The following is a 22,930-nucleotide window of genomic DNA, read 5'->3' as shown; positions in this document are numbered from 1 at the left end:
CATTTAAGGTAATAAGACATGATCGATCACGTGTACAAGGCCGTTGCGGGTTATTACGTCGCCGACTACTACAGTTGAGGGACTCATATTTTTATTCCCTTTGACCGTTATGGCCTGATTAGGTCCTGCGGCTACCAGAACATCCAGACCCCGCAAGGTCGTTACTTGTCCGCTGCGTAAAGTGGACGAAAGTTCACGCCCCGCCACAACATGATACGTTAGAATAAGGGCGAGTGCATCCGGGTCGGCTGCCCGAACGGCCTCGATTGTTGGGAAACCAGCTGCCTGAAACGCACTGTTGGTTGGCGCAAAGACGGTTAGGGCACCCGCCGAGGCAACTGTTTGTACCAGGCCGGCCCGTTGCAGAGCCGCTACCAGATACGTTAGATTGGGGTTCGCTGCTGCTACTTCGGCCAGATTTCCGGTAGGGGGAATAAGTACTTTGTTAATGACATGAATAACGCCGTTGGTTGCCTGTACGTTAGCCTGCTCAACGAATACACCGTTTACCGAGATATTTTGCCTTTTTGCAACGAATACGTCATCGCCCTGAAGTGTTTTGTAGCCCGTAACATTAGTCGACAGTATTTGGGTTGGGAAACGGTTGCCAACAACGTGGTAGAGGAGAATGTTGCGCAGTACGTTTACGTCGGCATTGTTAATAGCGTCGACATTAGCAAAGCCAGCCGCCCGAAAAGCCGCATCCGTTGGTGCAAATACAGTCAGGTTTCCACCCGCCAGCGCACTGGCAAGTCCGGCTTTTATCACGGCGGCTTCCAGCAGGGAGAAGGCTGGATTCGCAACCACAATATCCGTGATGGAGGTTGTTACGGTGCCGCCATCGGGTAGTAAAACCTGATCAATCACATGAACCACCCCGCTTGTTGTTACGATATCCGACAACACGACAGACGCTGGCGAACTGTTACCAAGTCCCTGCACCGTTGCTCTTGCGGGCGTTTTGGTTGTTGCCAATGCATTGCCCTGAATGCTCGTTAAGCTTCCTTCGCTTAACTGAGAGGAAAAGAAACGACTCCGAACAATGTGGTACCGGAGAATGCGGCCCAGCACGTTTGGATCGACGGCTCTGATCGATTCTATCGTTGGAAATCCAGCGGCCATAAAAGCGGCATTGGTTGGCGCAAAGACCGTGAACCGTTCACCCAAAAGTATCTGTAAAACATTGATCTCTCCCTGACTGGCACGCTGAAGAGCCGCTACGAGGTAAGTAAGATTAGGGTTGGAAACGGCCACCTCAACGGTATTCCCGGCGGGGGGCAGCAGCACTTTGTCAATTACATGGATAACTCCGTTATTGGTATTTAGGTCCGCTTGTGATACCGGAATCCCGTTGACAGAAAGACCTCCCCGACGGGTGGCATATACTTCCTGGCCCTGTAGCGTAGTGAAGCCCGTCAGGTTTTCGGAGATACGATCTTCGAAAAAACGCTCAGTACCAATAACGTGATAGAGGAGAATGTTACGTAATGCGTTTACATCGGTATTGTTGATGGCGTCGGCGTTAGCAAATCCGGCCGCCTGAAAAGCCGCATCCGTTGGTGCAAATACAGTCAGGTTTCCACCCGCCAGCGCATCCGCCAGTCCTGCTTTTATCACCGCGGCTTCTAATAGAGAGAAATTAGGAGAGTTGACAACGACTTGAGTAATCGTCTGATTGAATTGAATGCGGGCACCTGATTTCTGGACTGGTTCCTGTGGCTGAATGGCCCTGTCGCAGGCACTAATGGTTAGCAGAGTCAGGAAGAATAGCCCTACCCGTTGCGAAAAAAGGGTTAAGTGTTTCATAAAATCGGTGAACAGTTTTAGTTGAAGAAGTGGTTAGTGCTTCCAGTCTGTCAGAAAGCGCTTCAACGGATAGTGCCACGGATTCATAGTATCTCACAAAAAATTTTGAAATTTTTCTTTTAAGTAGTCTGGATGAGCCCCAGGGGTAGATGTATTGTGATTGGTGCAGGGTATACTGGTTGATAAATAGGTTAACTATTACAATGCAAAGAGCCGTCTTGACGTAAATCGAGACGGCTCTTCCTTTGGAAAAATAGTACGGATTCTCTTACTCCTTCATCATGCCAATGAACTGGTCGAAGAGATAATGTGAGTCGTGAGGACCCGGCGACGATTCGGGGTGGTACTGCACCGAAAACGCTGGCTTATCTTTCCGACGGATACCCTCAATGGTATTATCGTTCAGGTTGATATGCGTTAGCTCAACGTTTGCGTGGTCCATCACTTCTTCAGCCCGCACAGCGAATCCATGGTTTTGGGAAGTAATTTCACAAAGCCCGGTCGTCAGATTTTTAACGGGATGGTTGAGGCCACGGTGGCCGTTGTGCATTTTATACGTCGAAATGCCGCTGGCGAGAGAAAGAATCTGGTGTCCAAGGCAAATGCCGAACAGCGGCTTATCGGTGTCCAGCGCCTGCTTTACGGTTTCGACGGCGTAAGGCATAGCCGCCGGATCGCCGGGGCCATTGGCTATGAAATAGCCATTGGGTTTCCAAGCCGCCAGTTCGGCATGAGACGTCCGGGCCGGGAATACCTTACAGAACACGCCCCGCTCGTTAAAGTTGCTGAGAATGCTTCTTTTGACGCCTAGATCAAGCACGGCAACGCGTAAGTCCGCTTCCGGATTACCCTGTTCATAGGCTTCTTTCGTGCAAACCTCCGAGGATAGCTCCAGACCATCCATATCCGGTACTTTGTTTAGCTCGGCCAGCAGAACAGCCGGGTCGAGAATCTCGGAGGAGATGATGCAGTTCATTACGCCTTTCGACCGAATATACCGTACCAGCTGCCGCGTATCCACACCGTGAATACCAACGATATTAGCGCGTTCGAAATAATCCTGCAATGAACCATCGGCCGTGTAGCGCGAATGAATGTTCGAGAAGAAATTACAGACCATGCCCCGGATTTTCACACTCCCGGATTCCTGCTCGGCGTTGTTCAGAACCCCGTAGTTACCAATGTGCGAGGTGGTGTTGATGATCACCTGACCGTAGTAGGAGGGGTCGGTGTAAATCTCCTGGTAACCGGTCATGCCGGTGTTGAAGCATATTTCACCTCCGGCTGTACCAATCTTACCGAGTGCCAGACCTCGATAAATGGTTCCGTCTTGCAAAACCAACAGGGCTTCAGGTTGCTGTGTATGTTTCATTGTTCGGTTTGACTTGATAGGCTAAAAAAAAGGGCTAACCGTTACCGGCTAACCCATTTTCTATATGATGTGTGTATGAATCACTCAATTTTTCGCTTTATAAGCTAACGACCTTACGCTTCTTTGGGTTCATCCGACGAATCAGATGGAGTGATTTGTTCATCCTGTGCTGGTGTTTCTTCAGCAGCCGATGCCTCTACGGCTGGTGCTTCTTCAACCACTTCAGCTTCGGCAACGGGCGCTTCAACTACTTCGGCAGCAGCAACGGGTGCAGCAGTATCCGTTGCTTTGGCACCTGAACCACGACGGCTACGACGAGTTTTCGTAGCGGTAGCAGCTGTTTTCTCAGCAGCAGCGGCCAGCAACAATTCGTTGAAGTCAACTAGTTCGATCAAGCAGGTATCGGCGTTATCACCTAAGCGGTTGCCCAGCTTGATGATGCGAGTGTATCCGCCGGGACGGCTGGCGATTTTGTCAGCTACCGTTCCGAACAATTCCTTCATGGTCTCCTTGTCATTCAATGACTGGAACACAATCCGACGATTCTGGAAAGTATCGTCTTTGGCCCGTGTCAGAATGGGCTCCACAAATTTGCGGAGTTCTTTTGCTTTCGCGACCGTGGTTTCGATTCGCTTATGCAGGATGAGCGACGACGCCATGTTCTGCAACATCGCTTCGCGGTGCGAATGTGTGCGACTTAGGTGATTATCTTTTTTACCGTGTCTCATTATCTTTTTGGCTTAAGGCTTGGGCCATAGGCTAGGAGTATATTTGCCCCTTTGCCCCAAGCCCTATGCCCAAATCTTAGTCTTCGTCTAGTCTGTACTTAGCGACGTCCATACCGAACGTCAGGTTTTTCTCAGCAACAAGCTGCTCAAGCTCCGTTAACGACTTCTTACCGAAGTTACGGAACTTCATCATGTCGGAAATTTCTAACCGAACAAGATCACCCAATGTCCGAACGTCAGCTGATTTGAGACAGTTGTAAGCCCGTACCGACAGATCGAGATCTGCCAATGACGTTTTCAGAAGCTTCCGCATGTGCAGTACTTCTTCGTCCACAACATTTTCCTCTTCCGGCTTAGCCGTTTCAAACGTCATCGTCTGATCTGAGAACAGCATGAAGTGCTGAATCAGGATGTAAGCAGCACCTTTCAGCGCTTCTTCCGGGTGAATAGATCCATCCGTTTCGATGTCCAGCAGCAACCGCTCATAGTCAGTTTTCTGCTCAACCCGTGTATTTTCAACGCTATATTTTACGTTTTTAATAGGCGTATAAATAGCATCGATTGGGATATGACCGAAAGGCAACTCATTAACCCGTGGCTCATCGGATGGAACATATCCACGACCTTTTTCCACGAAAATCTCCATTTCCAGGTCACGCGTGTCGTCGATGTGGCAGATTTCCAGTTCTGGATTCAGCACCTCGAACGAAGGCGAAAACTTGGATATATCACCGGCCTTGAGAACCGATTGTTTCTTTATATTGACGGTGATCTTATTGTCGACCATGTCGTTGATCTTCTTAAAGCGAACCATTTTCAGGTTCAGAATGATCTCCGTCACATCTTCGACGACGCCCTCAATTGATGAAAACTCATGCAACACACCCGGAAATTTCACGCTTGTGATGGCGTATCCTTCCAGTGATGACAGCAAAATACGCCGAAGCGCATTACCGATTGTTACACCGTATCCTTTTTCAAGGGGTTTGAATTCAAACACCCCGTGAAAGTCGTCAGCTTTCTCCACTACGACTTTGTCGGGCATTTGGAACGCTAAAATTGACATACGTTTCGTATTTTACAGCAGTTCTCTGCCTTGGCGTGAAGACTGAAATTGTGTTTACGGTTTTCAGGTCTTCGGTTATCTATACTCTCTTGGGTTAATGACTAGCCTTCAACTGAAAACCAATCACCCTTAACCGTAAACTATATAAAGGCGGCAGATGCCGGAAGCATCTGCCAACCCAATGAATTACTTCGAATACAATTCGACGATGGCTTGCTCGTTGAAGTTCTCAGGAATTTGATCGCGCTCAGGGTAACTGATAAATTTACCAACCAGTTGCTGACCATCCCACTCAACCCAGTTGTACCGCTTGGTATTCCGGGCCGACAGGCTTGACGATACCGCTTCCAGCGACTTCGATTTTTCACGAACGCCGATCAACTGACCTGGCTTCAATGAATACGAAGGGATGTTTACGACTTCACCGTCGACGATGATGTGTTTGTGAGAAACTAATTGACGAGCTGCCCGGCGAGACGATGCGATGCCCAGCCGATAAACGGTGTTGTCCAGACGGGCTTCACATAGTTTGAGCAGGTTTTCACCCGTGATTCCCTCGCGCACCTGTGCCCGGTGGAACAAGGCACGGAACTGACGCTCCAGGATACCGTATGTATATTTTACCTTCTGCTTTTCCAGCAACTGGAGCGCATATTCGGATTGTTTCCGCTTGCGGCCCCGACCGTGCATACCCGGTCCGTAATTCTTTTTCTGAAGCGCTTTGCTCGGGCCCATGATTGGCTCACCGAACTTGCGCGAAATTTTGGCTTTTGGCCCAATGTAACGTGCCATTCTTCAATGAATGAATAATTGTGAAACATTGGACAGACACAACTTAATGTCACCTGTCCCTATTCATGCCATCCGTATTATACGCGACGACGTTTTGGCGGCCGGCACCCATTGTGCGGCAGCGGGGTAATATCACGAATCGTGGTTACTTCGATCCCTGAGTTCTGAATGGTACGGATAGCCGACTCACGACCTGATCCTGGACCTTTCACGAAAACTTCAGCTTTCCGCATACCCAGATCGTGGGCAACGGCAGCACAGTTAGAAGCGGCAGTCTGTGCAGCGTACGGCGTATTTTTCTTTGAGCCACGGAAGCCCATTTTACCGGCCGACGCCCAGGAAATAACCTGACCGTTCATGTTGGTGATCGAAATGATGATGTTGTTGAACGTAGCCCGGATATGTACCTGACCAACGGGTTCAACAATTACCACCCGCTTTTTCGCTTTGTCTTTGCGTTTTGCTTGAGCCATTGTTTGTAGGTAATCGTCAATGTGTCACCGGTGTCATTACTTGCTGGTTGATTAGCGAACCAACCAGCCACAAATGGTCCGTATGACGATGAGCGACCGATTTATTATTTCGTTACTTTCTTCTTGTTAGCAACAGTCTTCCGCTTACCTTTCCGGGTACGGGAGTTGTTTTTGGTATGCTGACCACGAACTGGCAGACCTTTACGGTGCCGCAGACCCCGGTAGCAACCGATGTCCATTAACCGTTTGATGCTCAACTGCACTTCGGAGCGCAGCTGACCTTCAACCTTGTATTCGTTCGAGATGGCGTTACGAACGGCACTCGCTTCTTCATCCGTCCATTCGCTGGCTTTCTTATCGACGCTGATACCAGCATCGGTCAGAATTTTCTTTGCCCGGCTACGACCGATACCGAAAATGTATGTGAGCGCAATCTCGCCACGCTTCTTGTCTGGAATATCAACACCTGCAATACGTGCCATGCTTAGCCTTGTCTTTGTTTATAACGGGGATTCTTTTTGTTGATCACGTACAGCTTTCCTTTCCGACGGATCACGATGCAGTCTTCGCTGCGCTTCTTGATTGACGCTTTAACTTTCATCTGTTTGGAGTTAAAAGTGAAATCTGAAGACTTTTACCTCTTCATACTTCACTTACTTGTATCGGTACACAATTCGCGCCTTACTTAAATCGTAAGGCGACATTTCTAATTTTACGCGGTCTCCGGGCAAAATCTTGATGTAATTCATCCGCATTTTGCCGGAGATGTGAGCAATTACTTCATGCTTGTTGGCCAATTCGACCCGGAACATTGCATTTGATAATGCCTCCAGAATCACACCGTCCTGTTCTATAGAATTCTGCTTTGCCATATTCGCTTTAAGCCGCCATCATTTCTTGTGTGTCGACCATCAGACTTGTGTTCGCGGTGACTGCTTCTATGTATTCAAAAGTGGTCAGTATTTCGGCTTTCCCTTTCCGTACAGCTACTGTGTGTTCAAAGTGAGCTGATGGTTTGCGGTCTACCGTCCGAATGGTCCAGCCATCCCGTTCCTGAACAACTCCTTTTTTACCAAAGTTGATCATTGGTTCAATCGCTAAAATCATTCCTTCTTTTAGCTTTGGACCTTGTCCGCGTTTACCGTAGTTAGGTACTTCCGGAGCTTCGTGCAGATTTTCACCCACACCGTGTCCTACCAATTCCCGAACTACTGAATACCCGAATTTTTCAGCGTATGTCTGAATCCCGTACCCAATATCACCAACACGGTTTCCATCTATCGCTTTTTCAATACCGATGTAGAGGGATTCCTTAGTGCGGGTGAGCAATCGGCGTACAGCCGGATTTACGTCGCCCACAGGATATGTGTAAGCACTATCACTGTGATAGCCGTTCAGTTTTACACCGCAGTCAATCGAGATGATATCACCGTCCTTTAGTTCATAGCGGCTTGGAAAACCATGTACCACTACGTCATTGACCGAAATACAGAGTGAAGCTGGAAACTTGTTATATCCCAAAAACGAAGGAGATCCTCCATTATCTTTGATAAACGTTTCGGCAACCTTATCAAGTTCCTTTGTGGCTATGCCGGGTCGGATAAGTTTTGCCACTTCTGCATGGGCTTTGCCAAGCACCTGTGCACTGATCTTAATCAAAGCGATTTCCTCATCGCTTCGAAGAAAAATCATTTTATCCTTCTTTTCGGAACTACTCATTTTGTTAAGCGGCTACTGTCTCGCTATTGGCGCGTCCCTGTACACGACCTGATTTCATCAGACCTTCGTACCGGCGCATCAATAGATAGCTTTCTACTTGCTGCAATGTGTCAAGTACTACACCTACCATAATCAGCAGTGATGTTCCGCCAAAGAACTGAGCAAAACCGCTGGTCATGCCTAACAAATTGGCAATAGCTGGCAGAATGGCCACAATGGCGAGCATAACCGCACCTGGCAAGGTAATCCGATCTAATACAGTACCTATGTACTCCGACGTCTGAAGACCCGGCTTCACGCCCGGAATGAATCCGCCACTACGCTTCATGTCATCCGCAATCTGAACGGGGTTAACCGAGATAGCTGTATAGAAGAACGTAAAGATGATAATCAGCAGAGAGAACAACAGGTTGTACTGCCAGGTTGTATAGCTTTGGAACGCGTTTTGTACACTGGCCGCAAAATCACTCTTCTCGGCAAACAGACCTGCAACGTACGTTGGAATAAACATCAGTGCCTGAGCAAAGATGATAGGCATAACACCAGCTGCATTTAACTTTAGAGGTAAATACTGCCGCTGACCACCTACAACTTTATTGCCGATTACCTGTTTAGCGTATTGAATGGGAATGCGTCGAACCGCTTGCGTCAACACAACCGCACCCATAATAACGAAGAACAGACCAACTAATTCCAATACAAAAATTAAGGAACCGCCAGTACCACGCGATAATGCTTCACCGTATATAGCGCCTGGCAGCCGTGAAACGATCCCGATCATAATGATCATCGAGATACCATTACCAATCCCTTTGTCGGTGATCCGCTCGCCTAGCCACATACAGAATATGGTGCCAGCGGTTAAGATGAACAACGAGGAAATGGTAAACAAGCCACGGTCAATCAACAGTGCTTCGGCTGGGATCGTTGTACGTACATAAGTAATTGCCTGTACAGCCGTTACACCAATTGTGAGCACACGCGTGATCTGATTCAATCGCTTACGTCCTGATTCGCCTTCCTTCTGCATCTTCTGGAAGTAAGGCAACGCTAGCGTTAACAATTGAATGGCAATCGAAGCCGAGATATACGGCATGATTCCCAATGCAAAAATTGACGCTTTGCTGAAAGCACCACCTAAAAAGGTATCCAACAAACCAAGTAATCCCTGCGGATTCAGATTGAGCTTGTTCGGATCAACACCAGGCAGTACAATAGCCGAGCCAAGACGGAACGCCGTTATGAACAACAACGTGTTCAGGATTCGACCCCGCAACTCGTCAATTGCAAAAATATTTTTAAACGTGGTGATGAGTCGATTCATAGAAGTAGGTCGGACGTTACAGTGATCACAACTTAATTAGCTGCTTCCTCTTTCGCTTGCTTAACGGGAACAATTGCTTTGCCACCCGCTTTTTCAATCGCTTCTTTTGCGCTGCTGGAGAACGCATGGGCATGAACTTCAACAGCTGCGGTCAGTTCACCCCGGTTTAATACTTTCACAAGGTCTTTCTTACTTACCAGACCATGCTGGAGCAGGAAGTCCATGTCGACTACAGTTGCTTTGGTTTCTTCAACCAATGCCTGGATAGAGTCCAGATTAAGAGGCTTGTATTCGACGCGGTTTATATTCTTAAAGCCGAATTTAGGAACACGACGCTGAAGCGGCATCTGGCCACCCTCGAAGTGCACTTTACGACTGTATCCTGAGCGCGACTGCGCTCCTTTGTGACCACGCGTGGATGTTCCACCCATGCCTGATCCCTGCCCGCGTCCGACTCGCTTGCGCTCTCTGACGGAACCTTTTGCCGGTCTAAGGTTGCTTAAATTCATGTGATTTGCTGGATTAAAGAAGATTAATTAAGAATAAAAGGATCCGTAAAACGAATTAACCTCTGTTCTAATTTGCCTCCCGCGTCCGTATTTAGATGTAAAAAGATGATTCTTTTGGCCTTTCAGCACGCCTGATTGAACCTAGGACAGCCTGAAAACCAAAAGAATCGCAAAGATACTTAAATTTCTTCAACCTTCACCAAGTGCTGCACCTTAATGATAGCACCTTTAAGCGCGTCGTTGTATTCTAATTCAACGCTGCGGTTGATTTTGCCCAAGCCTAACGACTTGATAGCATTTTTCTGAGATAGCGGTCGTTTGATGGTGCTTCTGACCTGCGTGATGCGTACTCGTGCCATGTCTATTGCTCCTGTTTATTAACCGTTAAATACTTTAGCCAGGCTGATCTGACGCTGAAACGCTACCTGGTGAGGTAAACGCATTTTCAGCAGTGCATCGAGCGTTGCTTTTACCACGTTGTGTGGGTTTGATGAACCTTTCGATTTGGCCAAGATATCGTGGATACCGGCTGATTCAAGAACAGCCCGCATAGCACCACCAGCAATCACACCTGTACCAGGAGCAGCTGGTTTCAGCAGGACAAAGCCACCGCTGAATTTACCTTCCATTTCGTGAGGAACGGTACGCTTCAAAAGAGGAATCTGAACCAGATTCTTTTTCGCGTCTTCTACGCCTTTGGCGATGGCGTCCGTTACTTCATTGGCCTTGCCTAATCCGTAACCAACGACACCGTTACCGTCGCCAACCACGACAATAGCCGAGAAGCTGAACCGTCGGCCACCTTTTACCACCTTCGCTACGCGGTTGATGGCTACAACCTTTTCTTTCAGGTCGGCTTCGTTAAATTTTGTCGGTCTTGCTGAATTGATGTTCATCGCTTAGAACTTAAGGCCTCCCTCGCGGGCTGCATCGGCCAATGCTTTTACTTTACCGTGATATAAGTAGCCGTTACGGTCGAACACAGCCGTGCTGATGTTCTGTGCAACTGCTTTTTCAGCCAACCGCTGGCCTACTTTTTTCGCCGTTTCGATGGTATTACCTTCGGCTTCGCTCTTCAATTCAATCGAGGATGCAGCAGCAAGTGTGCGGCCGGCAGCATCGTCGATAAGTTGGGCGTAGATCGCTTTGTTCGAGCGGAAAACGGACAGACGGGGGCGTTCTGCAGTACCCGATACTTTCGCCCGGATACCAAACTTGATCCGCTGTCTTCTTTCTTGTTTATTCGTTGCCATGTTATTTGATTCCGACCAAATAGGCGTTTAAAATGTATTTGGTAATGTGTTTTCGGTTCGTGGCTGAGTAAACCAACCTCAAACCGAAAACCATAGACCAACGTATTATTTCTTAGACGAAGATTTACCAGCTTTCCGGCGAACTTGCTCACCAATAAAGCGGATACCTTTGCCTTTGTACGGTTCAACTTTACGGAGCGAACGGATTTTAGCCGCTACATCGCCAAGAAGTTGCTTGTCCGAACCTTCCAGGTATACTTTTGGATTCTGACCTTTCTCCGTTACGGCTGTTACTTTAATTTCGGTTGGAACGGCCAGGTACACGTTGTGTGAATAGCCAAGTTGCAATTCGAGAATGTTGTTCGTAACAGATGCTTTATAACCAACCCCGATTACTTCGAGGTTCAGTTTAAAACCTTCGCTCACGCCCACTACCATGTTGCTTACCAGTGAACGGTATAGACCGTGCAGGGCTTTATGGCGCTTTTGCTCCGTGGGGCGTGACACTTGAATTTGACCTTCTTCAATGGCTACCGAAATATCCGGATCGACCGACTGAGTTAAGGTGCCTTTAGGCCCTTTTACCGTGACAACATTCTGGTCGTCAACAGACAACGTTACGTTGCTGGGTAGGGCGATGGGTTTCTTGCCTATACGTGACATCGTTCGTTCGGATTAATATACGTAACACAATACTTCTCCGCCGACGTTCAGCGTCTTGGCTTCTTTATCCGTCATTACACCTTTGGAGGTAGAAATGATAGCGACACCCAAGCCATTCAGGATACGCGGCAGATTATCGGCACCCCGGTACTGGCGGAGACCTGGGCGACTGATACGCTGCAGATCAACGATAGCAGGCTGCTTCGTAGTGGGGTTGTACTTAAGCGCTATCTTAATAGAGCCCTGTGGAGTACTATCGTCGAACTTGTAGTTCTGGATGTACCCTTTCTCGTACAAAACCTTGGTAATTTCTTTTTTTATGTTGGAAGCAGGTATCTCCACAACCCGGTGCTTAGCCCGGATGGCGTTTCTAACGCGGGTGAGAAAGTCTGCTATTGGGTCTGTATTCATTCTTTGCGTTGCGTTACTTGCAAACCCCTGTTTTTTAGAAAGTTCGCAAAATTACGGAAACTGAATTACAAATAGAAATGGAATCTGGAATTACCAGCTTGCTTTGGTTACACCCGGAATCTTCCCTGCTGATGCCATTTCCCGGAATGTTACCCGTGAAATACCAAACTTACGCATGTAGCCCCGAGGACGACCTGTTAGTTTGCAACGGTTGTGCAAACGTACAGGAGACGAATTCTTAGGCAGTTTATCCAGACCGATGTAATCACCGGCGGCTTTTAAAGCGGCCCGCTTGGCAGCATATTTCGCTACCATAGCTTCGCGTTTCCGTTCCCGTGCTTTTATTGATTCTTTTGCCATTATCTTAACCTTTAAATCGGTTGTTATTTACCACTTTTAGCAAACGGCATACCCATCGCTTTCAGCAACTCGTAACTCTCATTATCGGTGTCGGCAGTCGTCACGAATGTGATGTCCATTCCCGAAATGCGGGCTACTTTGTCAATGCTGATTTCAGGGAAGATAATCTGCTCCTGCACCCCGAAGGTATAGTTGCCACGGCCATCAAACCCTTTATCGCTAATGCCTTTGAAGTCACGAACACGCGGTAACGATACGGTCGTTAACCGGTCCATGAACTCATACATCTTCACACCACGCAGCGTAACTTTCGCACCAATGGGCATTTTCTCCCGCAGTTTGAAGTTCGATACAGCCTTTTTCGACAATGTCGGAACGGCTTTCTGGCCTGTGATGGTCGTCAACTCTTCGACGCCCACGTCTACCAATTTTTTATCGGCGACAGCGGCTCCAATACCTTTATTGATGACAATTTTGCTCAGGCGGGGCACTTGCATGACCGACTTGTACTGAAATTTGTCCTTCAACTGAGGTACGACTTCGCTTAAGTATTTTTCTTTAAGTCTTGGCGTTGCCATTCTCTTAGACCTTTATTAATTACGGACGTCGGGGATGAAATTGCCGGTCTTCTTCGAGAACCGCTGCAGTTTACCCTTATCATTCAACTTACGACCCGTGCGGGTAGGTTCGCCGGTGGCAGGATCAACCAGTTTCAGATTACTGATGTGGATGGAACCTTCCGTTTTCTCCAGACTTCCCTGCGGATTAGAAGCCGTTGGCTTCAGGTGTTTGGTAATCATAGCGACGCCCTCAACCCGAGCACGATCTTTTTCTACGATCACTTCTTTCACCACACCGCGCTGACCTTTCGAGTTACCACCAATCACGACGACGGTATCGCCCGTCTTGATGTGGAATTTGTGTTTCGGTAGCGTTATTTTCTTCTCCATTGCTTACAATACCTCCGGGGCTAACGATACAATTTTCATAAACTGCTTCTCGCGCAATTCACGGGCTACAGGTCCGAAAATACGGGTGCCACGTGGCTCGTCGTTGTTGTTGAGCAACACGGCGGCATTGTCTTCAAAGCGGATATACGATCCATCTTTCCGACGCACTTCCTTCTTGGTCCGAACAACTACGGCTTTCGAAACCGTACCTTTCTTCATGTTGCTGGATGACAGGGCTTGCTTCACCGTCACGACAATCTTGTCACCGACTGATGCATACCGCTTACCCGTACCGCCCAGGACGCGGATAACCAGCACCTCTTTAGCGCCACTGTTATCGGCTACTCCTAATCTTGATTCTTGCTGTACCATGGCTTACTTCGCTTTTTCGATGATTTCGACTAAACGCCAACGCTTGTTCTTGCTCAGTGGGCGGGTTTCCATAACACGAACTGTGTCACCGATACCACACTCATTTTTCTCGTCATGAACCGTCAGTTTTTTCGTCTTGTTCATGAACTTGCCATACATCGGGTGTTTCACTTTGCGATCAATCGCTACAGTGATGGTCTTCTGCATTTTATTGCTGGTCACCCGTCCGATACGCTCTTTCCGAGCGTTGCGCTCCGAAGCCGTTTCCGTTGCTGGAGCGGCTGCGGCAGGCTGTTCTGTTGCTGCTGCCACCGGGGTTGCTTCCTCCTGTGGTGCTGGTGCTTGTTGCTCTTCCATCGTCGTGTCTTATTAGGCTTGCCGCGATTTAACCGTCAGTTCAGTATTCAGGCGAGCAATCCGTTTGCGGCTCTCGCGGATGCGCATTGGGTTCTCGATTGGAGATACCGCATGCGCGAACTTGAGTTTCAACAGTCGGTCCTGTTCTGCACCAATCTCAGTGCGGATCTCGTCGGCCGACAACCCTTTCAAATCTTCTTTTTTCATTTTGTTCGTCGCTTAGGGGTACTAGTCTTCGACTTGCTCCTGATAATCACGCCGGACAACAAACTTGGTCCGAACTGGCAATTTCTGAGCCGCCAGGCGCAGGGCTTCCATACCCGTTGCCAGATCAACGCCCGTCGTTTCGAACATAATCGTGCCGGGCTTCACTACGGCTACCCAATACTCAGGGGCACCCTTACCTTTACCCATCCGAACTTCGGCTGGTTTCTTGGTGATTGGTTTATCGGGAAATATGCGAATCCAAACCTGGCCTTCGCGTTTCATTGCCCGCGTTACGGAAATACGAGCGGCTTCAATCTGGCGAGCGGTAATCCGACCGGGTTCCAGTGATTTGATACCGAACGTTCCGAAGGCGATTTCATGACCGCGCGATGCGATTCCTGGAATCCTGCCTTTATGTTGTTTACGGAATTTAGTTCTTTTTGGCTGTAACATAGCTCTGAAAGTTAGCGTCGATAGTGGTTAGTTGCTTATCGCTGGTAGTTCGTGAACTGACGACTGTGAACTGACAACTGACGACAGAATTTATCGTCTTGGTCCGCCACCACCGCGGTTGCCACCCTGGCCACCAGCGCCACCCCGGTTGCCGCCTTGGCCGCCACCGCGATTACCGCCCTGTCCACCACCAGCACCACGGGTGTTGCCACCCCGGTCACCACCGCGATCTCCGCCCCGGCCACGACCACCCCGGTCATTGCCATCACGGTCACCACGTGGACCACGACGGTCGCCACGATCGTTTGCCGAAGCAGTGCGCTCACCGGCTTGTGCCTGGCTCATCATTGCTGCCGGAGACAGATCACGCTTACCGTAAACCTCACCTTTGAAAATCCACACTTTGATGCCGATTTTACCATATACGGTCTGGGCTTCAGAGATAGCATAATCAATGTCAGCACGAAGCGTGTGCAGGGGCACACGTCCTTCTTTATATTGCTCCGAGCGGGCAATTTCTGCACCACCTAAACGACCCGATACTTTCACTTTAATGCCCTGAGCACCTACCCGAATCGCTGATTGGATAGCTTGCTTCATGGCACGACGGAACGAAATACGAGCCTGTAACTGCTGGGCAATTGCTTCGCCAACCAGTTTAGCATCAATTTCGGGGCGTTTGATTTCGAAGATGTTGATCTGGACATCTTTGCCCGTGATCTTTTTCAGCTCTTCTTTGATCTTGTCGACTTCACCGCCACCTTTACCGATAACGATACCCGGACGAGCCGTGTGGATCGTTAAGGTTACGCGCTTCAGGGTACGTTCGATAACGACCCGCGCAATGGCGCCTTTCGGGATACGGGCTGCTACGTATTTCCGGATTTTCTCGTCTTCAACAAGTTTCTCCGAAAACTCTTTGCCGCCGTACCAGCTCGACTCCCAGCCCCGAACAATACCAAGTCGCAGGCCAACTGGATTTATTTTTTGTCCCATTTCTGTTTATTGTTCGTTTTCAGGGGTAGAAACTTCAGCCTGGCTCAATACCGTATCAGCAGCGCTGTCTACCACAAGTGTAATGTGGTTTGACCGCTTCCGAATCCGGTGACCACGGCCTTGTGGAGCTGGCCGAAGACGCTTCAGCATCGGACCACCATCAACAAAAATCGTCTTTACATAAAGATCGGCATCTTCGATGCGCTGATCTTCGTTCTTCTGCTGCCAGTTGGCAACGGCCGACAAAAGCACTTTCTGCAATACGTCGGCACCAGCTTGTGGCTGATATTTTAACAGGCCCAACGCCCGGCTAACGCGCTGACCACGAATGAGGTCGGCGATTAACCGCATCTTACGGGGCGACGTGGGCACATCTTTAAGTTTTGCTACTGCTTCCATGTTTGTATGGCTTTGGGTCCGGGGCAGCGGGTGAAGGGCTTAATACCCTTGGTCCAATGCCCAACGCCCTATGCTAGTTTATCGTTTGCCCTTGTCTTTCTTGGCGGTGTGACCCCGGAAATTGCGCGTTGGTGAAAATTCACCGAGCTTGTGGCCTACCATGTTCTCCGTTACATAAACCGGGATAAACTTGTTGCCGTTATGAACAGCGAAGGTGTGGCCTACGAAATCCGGCGAAATCATCGAACGACGCGACCAGGTTTTGATGACCGATTTCTTGCCCGAGTCATTCTGGGTCTGAACTTTATTGTCCAGACGGAAATCAATATAAGGGCCTTTTTTGAGTGAACGTGCCATGTTTATCTGTTACTTTTTGCGTCGGCTAATAATCATGCTTTCAGATGCCTTGTTCTTATTACGGGTCTTCTGACCTTTGGCGAACTGGCCATTGCGTGAGCGTGGGTGACCACCCGATGCCCGACCTTCACCACCACCCATCGGGTGATCGACAGGGTTCATAACTACCGCACGAACGCGGGGACGACGACCTAACCAGCGATTACGACCAGCTTTACCTACGACAACGTTCATGTGGTCGGGGTTCGATACCGAACCTACCGTAGCCATACCGGCGCTCAATACACGACGTGTTTCGCCGGAAGGCAGACGCAGGATAGCGTATTTGTCTTCACGACCAACCAACTGAGCGTATGTGCCAGCCGAACGGGCCATTGCACCACCTTTACCCGGTGTCAATTCAATGTTGTGAACGATGGTACCAATTGGCATCAGCGCCAAGGGTAAAGCGTTACCAACATCGGGAGTTGACCCTTCGCCCGACCGGATAGTCTGGCCTACGGTGATACCCTGTGGTGCGATGATGTAGCGTTTTTCGCCGTCAGCATACTGCACCAAAGCGATGCGTGCTGTACGGTTTGGATCGTATTCTACAGTCAAAACTTCGGCAGGCTGGCCGACTTTATCGCGCTTGAAGTCAATAATACGGTATTGCCGCTTATGACCTCCTCCAATGTAGCGCATAGTGCGGTGACCTTCGTTATTACGGCCACCGGTTCTCTTAATGGGCTCCAGCAGGCTTTTTTCTGGCTTGGAGGCTGTTATTTCCGCAAAGTCGGGTGCCACGCGAAAACGTGTACTCGGCGTTATTGGTCTTAGTTTTTTAACTCCCATGACTGATTAATTGGTAGAGCAGTGCTCGGTTTACAGGTCAGCGTAGATATCAATTACTTCGCCTTCGGCAACCGTAACAATTGCTTTCTTAGTGGTTGGGGTCTTGCCCGATACAACACGTCCGTTGATGTTCTTGCTGCGTTTCTTTCCATATACCCGGAAGGTATTAACAGCTTCAACGTTTACGCCATACATTTTCTCGATAGCTTTGCCGATTTCGAGTTTGTTGGCTTTTAGTTCAACCTCAAAAGCATACTTCCCCTGCTTGTTAAGGCCCGTCATTTTTTCTGTGACGATTGGTCGTTTTAGTACGCTCATGGTTTATTTGTCGAACAACGTTTGAATGGTTGACAGGGCGTCTTCGCTAATGAGCAGTTGGTCGGCGTTCATCAGATCGTAGGTATTCACCTGCGAAGCTGTTGTAACTTTCGCCTTCTGAACGTTCCGGCTCGACAACACGACATTCGTGTTTACGTCGGGCAGAATCAGCAGCGTTTTCTTACCCGTTACATTCAGGTCACTCAGGAACTGGATGTAATCTTTCGTGCGGGGAGCTTCCAGCGCAATGCTGTCGATAACTGAAATTTTCTCAGCTTTCGCTTTAACGGCATAAGCCGACTGGCGAGCCAGCGCTTTCACTTTCTTGTTCAGTTTGAAGCTATAGTCGCGGGGGCGAGGTCCAAAAATGGTACCACCACCAACGAAGACCGGCGACTTGGCGCTACCCGCGCGGGCACCACCTGTACCTTTTTGCTTCTTCAGTTTGCGGGTTGAGTGTGCGTTTTCTGCACGCTCTTTCGCTTTGTGCGTTCCCTGACGCTGATTGGCCAGGTATTGTTTCACGTCGAGGTAAATCGCGTGTTGGTTCGGCTCAATACCGAAAACCTCTTCCGGAAGCGTGACCTTTTTGCCTGTGTCCTCGCCTTTGCTGTTATATACGATTACTTCCATGACCTACTTCTCGATAATAACGTATGAATTTTTGGCTCCTGGAATTGAACCGCTAACAACGAGCAGGTTTTGCTCAGGCAGAACACGCAAAACGCGTAGGTTTTGAACCTTCACACGGTTGCCGCCCATACGGCCGGCCATCCGAAGACCTTTGAACACACGCGATGGGAACGAACAGGCACCGATCGAACCTGGGTGACGACCCCGGTTATGCTGACCGTGCGTTTGACCGCCTACACCACCGAATCCATGACGTTTCACAACGCCTTGGAAACCACGACCTTTAGCTGTTCCGACTACGTCAACGAAGTCAGTTTCTGCAAATACGTCGGCTACCGTAAGTGTTGCACCTAAAGCCAGTTCCTGATCGAATTCTTTAAATTCAACTAGTTTCCGCTTAGGTGTGGTGCCCGCTTTTTTAAAGTGGCCCAACTCCGGCTTGTTGCTGTGCTTTTCTTTTTTGTCGCCATAACCCAGCTGCACAGCTGTGTAGCCATCTTTCTCGACGCTACGAACTTGCGTTACGACACAGGGACCCGTCTCAATCACTGTACATGCCAGAGCCTGCCCGTCCGCATTGTACACGCTGGTCATCCCGATTTTCTTGCCAATTAAACCAGACATTTGTGTTTGTTTAAAGTAAGCAGGTAAAAAATAGGTATTCATTTCCCCGTTCGGACCTTCCGAATCGGGGCGCAAAGGTAGGCAAATAATCAGACGAATCCTATATCTGCTTAACTATCAGCCCCAAAACGACATAAAAAAAGGTCGGGCGCAAAGCACCTGACCTCAAATGGCAGACAGCACGATGCAATGCAACGTCCGTTTGCCGAAAAAGTCAGATGTGGTTTCCTTACGGACCTTCACCCTCGTATGTCGTTAGACTCGATGTTCCGAGTTTGGGAGTGCAAAAGTATGAAATAGTTAGGAGAAATAGAAAATTTATTTTAAAGAAGTTTTTTGGAGGTAGATCATCCCGTCTTTGGCAACCTAGTGGCTCCTGTATTCTTTATCAATTCGTGTACCGGATGGGTCGCATTTTAGGTTAAATAGCAGATAGTCATGAGTGTGATAGGGCGTTATAACAGAAGGATGTCATGTGACGATGACCAAATTAATTTCAAAAGAACTGTTACATAGCGACGCAACTCTACAGAACCATCGCTTTAAAGGCTGGCTCGTTAACACGACTTAAACGAACTATGAGTACTCCGTTCCGTAGTTCAGAAGTATAAAAACTACAGAGGCCGTAAAACAGTAGGTTTATCCCCTTTTCTCGTTTACTATACGATTTCTACAAACGCCTGAATTCTTAGCTCTTCATGTCTCAATCTGTAACTCGCCGTCAAACATTAGCGGCTTTGACTGCCACTGTGGGTGCCTCCCTCTCTGCAACTTCACTAGAAGCTAAACCTGCTCCGGCTGCCCAGTCTCCTTTTACAATTTGCCTGAACATGAGTACCATTCGGGGGCAAAAGCTGGGTTTTGTGAAAGAACTCGAAGCCGCTTCAAAAGCCGGATTTCGGTCGGTTGAAATCTGGATCGAGACATTACAGACTTACCTGAAAAATGGCGGGACAACAGCAGAGGCCCGTCGGATTCTTGGCGATAACGGAATAAAAGTTGAAAATGCCATTGGATTCGCCCCCTGGATTGTTGACGACGAAGCGGCCCGTGCCAAAGGGCTTGCTCAGTTGAAAAGCGAAATGGAGATGCTGGCCGAAGTCGGTTGCAAACGCGTAGCGACTCCCCCCATTGGTGCCCAGTCGCCGGGGAGTCCCAAAGTCGATCTATATAAAGCGGCCGAACGCTACCGGGCTATTCTCGAAATAGGCGACAAAACCGGCGTTGTTCCCCAATTGGAATTATGGGGTTTTTCGCCCAACTTGAGTCGATTAGGCGAAGTGATGTTTGTGGCTATTGAGAGTGGTCACCCATCGGCGCGGGTACTGCTGGATATTTATCACCTGTATAAAGGTGGTTCAGGAAATACGATGCTCCCGTTGGTCGGTAAATCGGCTATCGAAGTATTCCACGTGAACGACTACACCGCCAACTTCACCCGCGAGAAGATCGTTGATGCCGATCGGGTGTTTCCGGGCGATGGCGTGGCGCCGATTCGCGAGACGCTGAAGCTCATCAAGCGAACCGACCACCCAATCGTTCTCTCCCTGGAGGTTTTCAATAAAGAGTATTACGCACAGGATGCCCTGACCGTTACAAAAACGGCAATGGCAAAAATGAAAGCCATGGTGGCCGGACTTTAATACGCCCAGGCCATCAGGCCGCCATCAGCGGAAATGGTTTGCCCCGTTACGTAGCTTGACGCGGGCATACAGAGGAACGAAACCACCGAAGCTACCTCTTCTGGTTCGCCCACGCGATTCATGGGTGTTCGTTTCAGAATACCCGCTAATTTTTCGGGAATGGCTAAAACGGGCGTTGCCAGCGGGGTATTTATGTACCAGGGCGCAACCGAGTTGACCCGAATGCCATCTGCAGCCCATTCAACCGCCAGGTTGCGGGTGAGCTGAAGCATGGCTGCTTTGGTCATGCCGTACAGCGAACCACTACTAGTATGTGCCAGACCCGATACGGAGGAGATCATAACCACTTTCCCGGCAGAGGACGCTTTTAACATTGGGTAGGCCGCCTGAGTCAGTTCGTAAGCCGACCGTAAATTCGTGTTCAGGATATGGTCATACTCCGCCGGGCTGTAGTCGGCGGTAGGTTTCCGGACGTTAGTGCCCGCGTTGTTGACCAGAATATCCAGACTTCCCCAGTTCATCGTCACGGCTTGTATTACCTGAGCCGCAGTGCCGGGTTGGCTCATATCGACGGCTAGTCCATCGACGGTATGGCCCTGTTGCCGGTAGTCAGTTAGTTGTTGCTGGAGCAGCGTATTATCTCGCGCTACGATGAATACCGCAGCGCCGAGGTCGAGGAATTGCCGCACAATGGCTTCGCCAATTCCTTTAGTTCCGCCCGTTACGAGGGCACGTTGGCCGGTAAGCGACCAGAGTGATTGGTTCATGAGCTAAAGGTCATTAATTTTAGCTTTTCACCAAACTAAAACTGCTCACATGGACAAACGAATGAGGCTTCTGGCCGTACTGACGCTTGCAACAGGCGTTGTGCTGGCGCAGAATAAGCCTAAAGCCGAGGACGTACAAACATTCACGCTGAAGAACGGCATGAAATTCATGGTTCTCGAAGACCACTCCATTCCTAACGCTAACTTCTATACTTTCTGGAAAGTCGGCTCCCGTAACGAGGTACACGGCATAACAGGCCTGTCTCACTTTTTCGAACACATGATGTTTAATGGGGCCAAAAAGTACGGTCCCAAGCAATTTGACCGCGTGATGGAAGCCAACGGCGGCTCGAACAACGCGTATACAACGCAAAACACAACGGTGTATACCGACTGGTTTCAAAGCGGAGCCCTTGAAACGATCTTCGATCTTGAAGCCGACCGGATTCGTGATCTGGCTATCGACCCGAAAATGGTCGAGAGTGAGCGGGGCGTTGTGCTGTCGGAGCGGAGTACGGGGCTGGAAAATAGCAATTACCGGGTCATCAGCGAACTGGTTCAGGCTACAGCTTTTGTCGAACACCCATATATGTTTCCGGTAATTGGCTTCGAGTCGGATATTAAGAAGTGGACGCAGGCCGATCTGGAAAAGTATTTCAAAACGTATTACTCACCGAACAACGCCGTAGCGGTCGTAGTAGGCGATGTAACGGTCGCACAGGTTAAGAAACTGGCTGAACAGTATATTGAATCCATTCCGGCGCAGAAACTACCCGATAGTTTGCGGACCGTTGAGCCGCCCCAAAACGGGGAACGACGCGTAACGACCTACAAGGACGTGGCAACGCCGAATATCATGTTGGCCTACCACACGCCCGCAACAAGCCATCCCGATTATTATGCGCTCGATTTGCTGAGTGGTATTTTAAGTTCGGGTAACTCATCACGTCTAGTGAAATCGCTGGTGCTCGACTCCACCATTGCATCACGGGCATTTGCCAGCTTTGGCGAATCGTTCGATCCAAGCCTCTTCTCGATTTATGCCATTGCTGCCAGCGGGATCAAGGCCGAAAAGCTGGAACAATCGGTATTGCATAAGATTGACAAAGTCATCAATGAGGGCGTTACGGATGTGGAACTGCAAAAGTTGAAGAATCAGAAACTCATGGAGTTTTACCGGACGATGGAGTCAATCAATGGAAAAGCGAACTCGCTGGGCACGTATGAACTGTTTTTCGGTGATTACAAAAAGCTCTACGAAGCCCCGGCTCTCTACGAAAAGGTCACGAAAGAGGATGTGCAACGCGTGGCCAAGACGTATTTGACAGGTCGAAACCGCACCGTGGGGTATCTCTTGCCAGAGCCCAAAGCGAATCCAGTCAAAAACAATTAAATAAACCTGCTTATAGTCGCGTAGCGATTAACTATTTGTAGAAATCTGATTGCACACCCGAAATTCCTGGTTGCATAGCGACCGGACTACTGGCGTCGACAAATTAGAAATTACGGGTTACGTCGCTAAGCGACTGTAATTGCTCACGATA

34 protein-coding genes are annotated in these 22,930 nt (G+C 49.1%); 2 read left to right on the top strand and 32 right to left on the bottom strand.

Annotation, left to right across the window (positions count from 1 at the left end):
• Positions 1-3: 3 nt before the first annotated feature.
• The 31 genes from ACYVJM_RS25755 to rplC all read right to left on the bottom strand — a co-directional run bounded on the left by ACYVJM_RS25755 (position 4) and on the right by rplC (position 18,976).
• A complete protein-coding gene (locus ACYVJM_RS25755; RefSeq protein ID WP_461151096.1) occupies positions 4-1,806 on the bottom strand; it encodes a fasciclin domain-containing protein in 1,803 nt (600 codons plus the stop codon).
• 268 nt (positions 1,807-2,074) lie between these two features.
• Complete coding sequence (gene carA, locus ACYVJM_RS25750; RefSeq protein WP_461151095.1) at positions 2,075-3,178, bottom strand: glutamine-hydrolyzing carbamoyl-phosphate synthase small subunit; 1,104 nt, start codon at positions 3,176-3,178, stop codon at positions 2,075-2,077.
• 113 nt (positions 3,179-3,291) lie between these two features.
• A complete protein-coding gene (gene rplQ / locus ACYVJM_RS25745) occupies positions 3,292-3,906 on the bottom strand; it encodes a 50S ribosomal protein L17 (protein ID WP_461151094.1) in 615 nt (204 codons plus the stop codon).
• 76 nt (positions 3,907-3,982) lie between these two features.
• Positions 3,983-4,972 carry a DNA-directed RNA polymerase subunit alpha gene (locus ACYVJM_RS25740; protein WP_012930217.1) on the bottom strand — a complete coding sequence of 330 codons (990 nt, stop codon included), beginning with the start codon at positions 4,970-4,972 and terminating at the stop codon, positions 3,983-3,985.
• Positions 4,973-5,158: 186 nt separating this feature from the next.
• Positions 5,159-5,764, bottom strand: coding sequence for a 30S ribosomal protein S4 (gene rpsD / locus ACYVJM_RS25735; protein WP_461151093.1), 606 nt, complete (start codon positions 5,762-5,764; stop codon positions 5,159-5,161).
• 77 nt (positions 5,765-5,841) lie between these two features.
• On the bottom strand, positions 5,842-6,237 hold the full coding sequence (rpsK, locus tag ACYVJM_RS25730) for a 30S ribosomal protein S11 (protein ID WP_012930219.1): 396 nt from the start codon (positions 6,235-6,237) through the stop codon (positions 5,842-5,844).
• A gap of 104 nt (positions 6,238-6,341) precedes the next feature.
• Positions 6,342-6,719 (bottom strand): 30S ribosomal protein S13, encoded by a 378-nt coding sequence (gene rpsM / locus ACYVJM_RS25725; RefSeq protein ID WP_461151092.1) that lies wholly within the window; start codon positions 6,717-6,719, stop codon positions 6,342-6,344.
• A gap of 2 nt (positions 6,720-6,721) precedes the next feature.
• Positions 6,722-6,838 carry a type B 50S ribosomal protein L36 gene (gene ykgO / locus ACYVJM_RS25720; RefSeq protein WP_009284800.1) on the bottom strand — a complete coding sequence of 39 codons (117 nt, stop codon included), beginning with the start codon at positions 6,836-6,838 and terminating at the stop codon, positions 6,722-6,724.
• Positions 6,839-6,890: 52 nt separating this feature from the next.
• Entirely contained in the window at positions 6,891-7,109 is a 219-nt protein-coding gene (gene infA, locus ACYVJM_RS25715) for a translation initiation factor IF-1 (RefSeq protein ID WP_009284801.1), read from the bottom strand.
• 7 nt (positions 7,110-7,116) lie between these two features.
• A complete protein-coding gene (gene map, locus ACYVJM_RS25710) occupies positions 7,117-7,956 on the bottom strand; it encodes a type I methionyl aminopeptidase (protein WP_461151091.1) in 840 nt (279 codons plus the stop codon).
• A gap of 4 nt (positions 7,957-7,960) precedes the next feature.
• Complete coding sequence (secY, locus tag ACYVJM_RS25705) at positions 7,961-9,280, bottom strand: preprotein translocase subunit SecY (RefSeq protein ID WP_461151090.1); 1,320 nt, start codon at positions 9,278-9,280, stop codon at positions 7,961-7,963.
• Between the two features lie 32 nt (positions 9,281-9,312).
• A complete protein-coding gene (gene rplO, locus ACYVJM_RS25700) occupies positions 9,313-9,789 on the bottom strand; it encodes a 50S ribosomal protein L15 (RefSeq protein ID WP_097129750.1) in 477 nt (158 codons plus the stop codon).
• 179 nt (positions 9,790-9,968) lie between these two features.
• A complete protein-coding gene (gene rpmD, locus ACYVJM_RS25695) occupies positions 9,969-10,148 on the bottom strand; it encodes a 50S ribosomal protein L30 (RefSeq protein ID WP_461151089.1) in 180 nt (59 codons plus the stop codon).
• Between the two features lie 18 nt (positions 10,149-10,166).
• A complete protein-coding gene (gene rpsE / locus ACYVJM_RS25690; protein WP_012930225.1) occupies positions 10,167-10,685 on the bottom strand; it encodes a 30S ribosomal protein S5 in 519 nt (172 codons plus the stop codon).
• A 3-nt stretch (positions 10,686-10,688) separates the two neighbouring features.
• A complete protein-coding gene (gene rplR / locus ACYVJM_RS25685) occupies positions 10,689-11,042 on the bottom strand; it encodes a 50S ribosomal protein L18 (protein ID WP_461151088.1) in 354 nt (117 codons plus the stop codon).
• A 105-nt stretch (positions 11,043-11,147) separates the two neighbouring features.
• Positions 11,148-11,705, bottom strand: a complete 558-nt coding sequence (gene rplF / locus ACYVJM_RS25680; RefSeq protein ID WP_461151087.1) for a 50S ribosomal protein L6 — start codon at positions 11,703-11,705, stop codon at positions 11,148-11,150.
• Between the two features lie 12 nt (positions 11,706-11,717).
• Positions 11,718-12,116, bottom strand: coding sequence for a 30S ribosomal protein S8 (rpsH, locus tag ACYVJM_RS25675; protein ID WP_046577835.1), 399 nt, complete (start codon positions 12,114-12,116; stop codon positions 11,718-11,720).
• Positions 12,117-12,206: 90 nt separating this feature from the next.
• Entirely contained in the window at positions 12,207-12,476 is a 270-nt protein-coding gene (gene rpsN, locus ACYVJM_RS25670) for a 30S ribosomal protein S14 (protein ID WP_461151086.1), read from the bottom strand.
• A 23-nt stretch (positions 12,477-12,499) separates the two neighbouring features.
• On the bottom strand, positions 12,500-13,054 hold the full coding sequence (gene rplE, locus ACYVJM_RS25665) for a 50S ribosomal protein L5 (protein WP_012930230.1): 555 nt from the start codon (positions 13,052-13,054) through the stop codon (positions 12,500-12,502).
• Positions 13,055-13,069: 15 nt separating this feature from the next.
• Positions 13,070-13,426 carry a 50S ribosomal protein L24 gene (gene rplX, locus ACYVJM_RS25660; protein WP_461151085.1) on the bottom strand — a complete coding sequence of 119 codons (357 nt, stop codon included), beginning with the start codon at positions 13,424-13,426 and terminating at the stop codon, positions 13,070-13,072.
• Positions 13,427-13,429: 3 nt separating this feature from the next.
• On the bottom strand, positions 13,430-13,798 hold the full coding sequence (rplN, locus tag ACYVJM_RS25655) for a 50S ribosomal protein L14 (protein WP_012930232.1): 369 nt from the start codon (positions 13,796-13,798) through the stop codon (positions 13,430-13,432).
• A 3-nt stretch (positions 13,799-13,801) separates the two neighbouring features.
• Positions 13,802-14,155, bottom strand: a complete 354-nt coding sequence (gene rpsQ, locus ACYVJM_RS25650; RefSeq protein WP_461151084.1) for a 30S ribosomal protein S17 — start codon at positions 14,153-14,155, stop codon at positions 13,802-13,804.
• 12 nt (positions 14,156-14,167) lie between these two features.
• Positions 14,168-14,362: a 50S ribosomal protein L29 gene (gene rpmC, locus ACYVJM_RS25645; protein ID WP_012930234.1), complete on the bottom strand. Its 195-nt coding sequence runs from the start codon at positions 14,360-14,362 to the stop codon at positions 14,168-14,170.
• 21 nt (positions 14,363-14,383) lie between these two features.
• Complete coding sequence (gene rplP, locus ACYVJM_RS25640; protein WP_012930235.1) at positions 14,384-14,815, bottom strand: 50S ribosomal protein L16; 432 nt, start codon at positions 14,813-14,815, stop codon at positions 14,384-14,386.
• Between the two features lie 90 nt (positions 14,816-14,905).
• The gene (rpsC, locus tag ACYVJM_RS25635) at positions 14,906-15,811 is read right to left on the bottom strand and encodes a 30S ribosomal protein S3 (RefSeq protein ID WP_461151083.1); all 906 of its coding nucleotides are present in this window, start codon (positions 15,809-15,811) and stop codon (positions 14,906-14,908) included.
• A gap of 6 nt (positions 15,812-15,817) precedes the next feature.
• On the bottom strand, positions 15,818-16,210 hold the full coding sequence (rplV, locus tag ACYVJM_RS25630; protein WP_012930237.1) for a 50S ribosomal protein L22: 393 nt from the start codon (positions 16,208-16,210) through the stop codon (positions 15,818-15,820).
• 78 nt (positions 16,211-16,288) lie between these two features.
• Complete coding sequence (gene rpsS / locus ACYVJM_RS25625) at positions 16,289-16,567, bottom strand: 30S ribosomal protein S19 (RefSeq protein WP_018618700.1); 279 nt, start codon at positions 16,565-16,567, stop codon at positions 16,289-16,291.
• Positions 16,568-16,576: 9 nt separating this feature from the next.
• Positions 16,577-17,401 carry a 50S ribosomal protein L2 gene (rplB, locus tag ACYVJM_RS25620; RefSeq protein WP_012930239.1) on the bottom strand — a complete coding sequence of 275 codons (825 nt, stop codon included), beginning with the start codon at positions 17,399-17,401 and terminating at the stop codon, positions 16,577-16,579.
• A 30-nt stretch (positions 17,402-17,431) separates the two neighbouring features.
• Entirely contained in the window at positions 17,432-17,719 is a 288-nt protein-coding gene (gene rplW / locus ACYVJM_RS25615; protein ID WP_012930240.1) for a 50S ribosomal protein L23, read from the bottom strand.
• 3 nt (positions 17,720-17,722) lie between these two features.
• A complete protein-coding gene (gene rplD, locus ACYVJM_RS25610) occupies positions 17,723-18,352 on the bottom strand; it encodes a 50S ribosomal protein L4 (protein ID WP_297368443.1) in 630 nt (209 codons plus the stop codon).
• A gap of 3 nt (positions 18,353-18,355) precedes the next feature.
• On the bottom strand, positions 18,356-18,976 hold the full coding sequence (rplC, locus tag ACYVJM_RS25605) for a 50S ribosomal protein L3 (RefSeq protein WP_461151082.1): 621 nt from the start codon (positions 18,974-18,976) through the stop codon (positions 18,356-18,358).
• A gap of 698 nt (positions 18,977-19,674) precedes the next feature.
• On the opposite strand from rplC, the gene ACYVJM_RS25600 reads away from it, so the two are divergent.
• Positions 19,675-20,619, top strand: a complete 945-nt coding sequence (locus ACYVJM_RS25600; RefSeq protein WP_461151081.1) for a sugar phosphate isomerase/epimerase family protein — start codon at positions 19,675-19,677, stop codon at positions 20,617-20,619.
• Here ACYVJM_RS25600 and ACYVJM_RS25595 read toward each other — a convergent pair.
• Complete coding sequence (locus ACYVJM_RS25595; RefSeq protein WP_461151080.1) at positions 20,616-21,386, bottom strand: SDR family oxidoreductase; 771 nt, start codon at positions 21,384-21,386, stop codon at positions 20,616-20,618. The two genes, ACYVJM_RS25600 and ACYVJM_RS25595, sit on opposite strands and share 4 nt — an antisense overlap.
• A 49-nt stretch (positions 21,387-21,435) precedes the next feature.
• Between ACYVJM_RS25595 and ACYVJM_RS25590 the strand changes: the two genes are divergently transcribed.
• Positions 21,436-22,779: a M16 family metallopeptidase gene (locus ACYVJM_RS25590; RefSeq protein WP_461151079.1), complete on the top strand. Its 1,344-nt coding sequence runs from the start codon at positions 21,436-21,438 to the stop codon at positions 22,777-22,779.
• Positions 22,780-22,930: the final 151 nt, after the last annotated feature.

It is taken from the genome of Spirosoma pulveris, assembly GCF_054781875.1.
The sequence above is the reverse complement of the archived record's forward strand: the minus strand, read 5'-3'. Positions and strand labels throughout refer to the sequence as shown.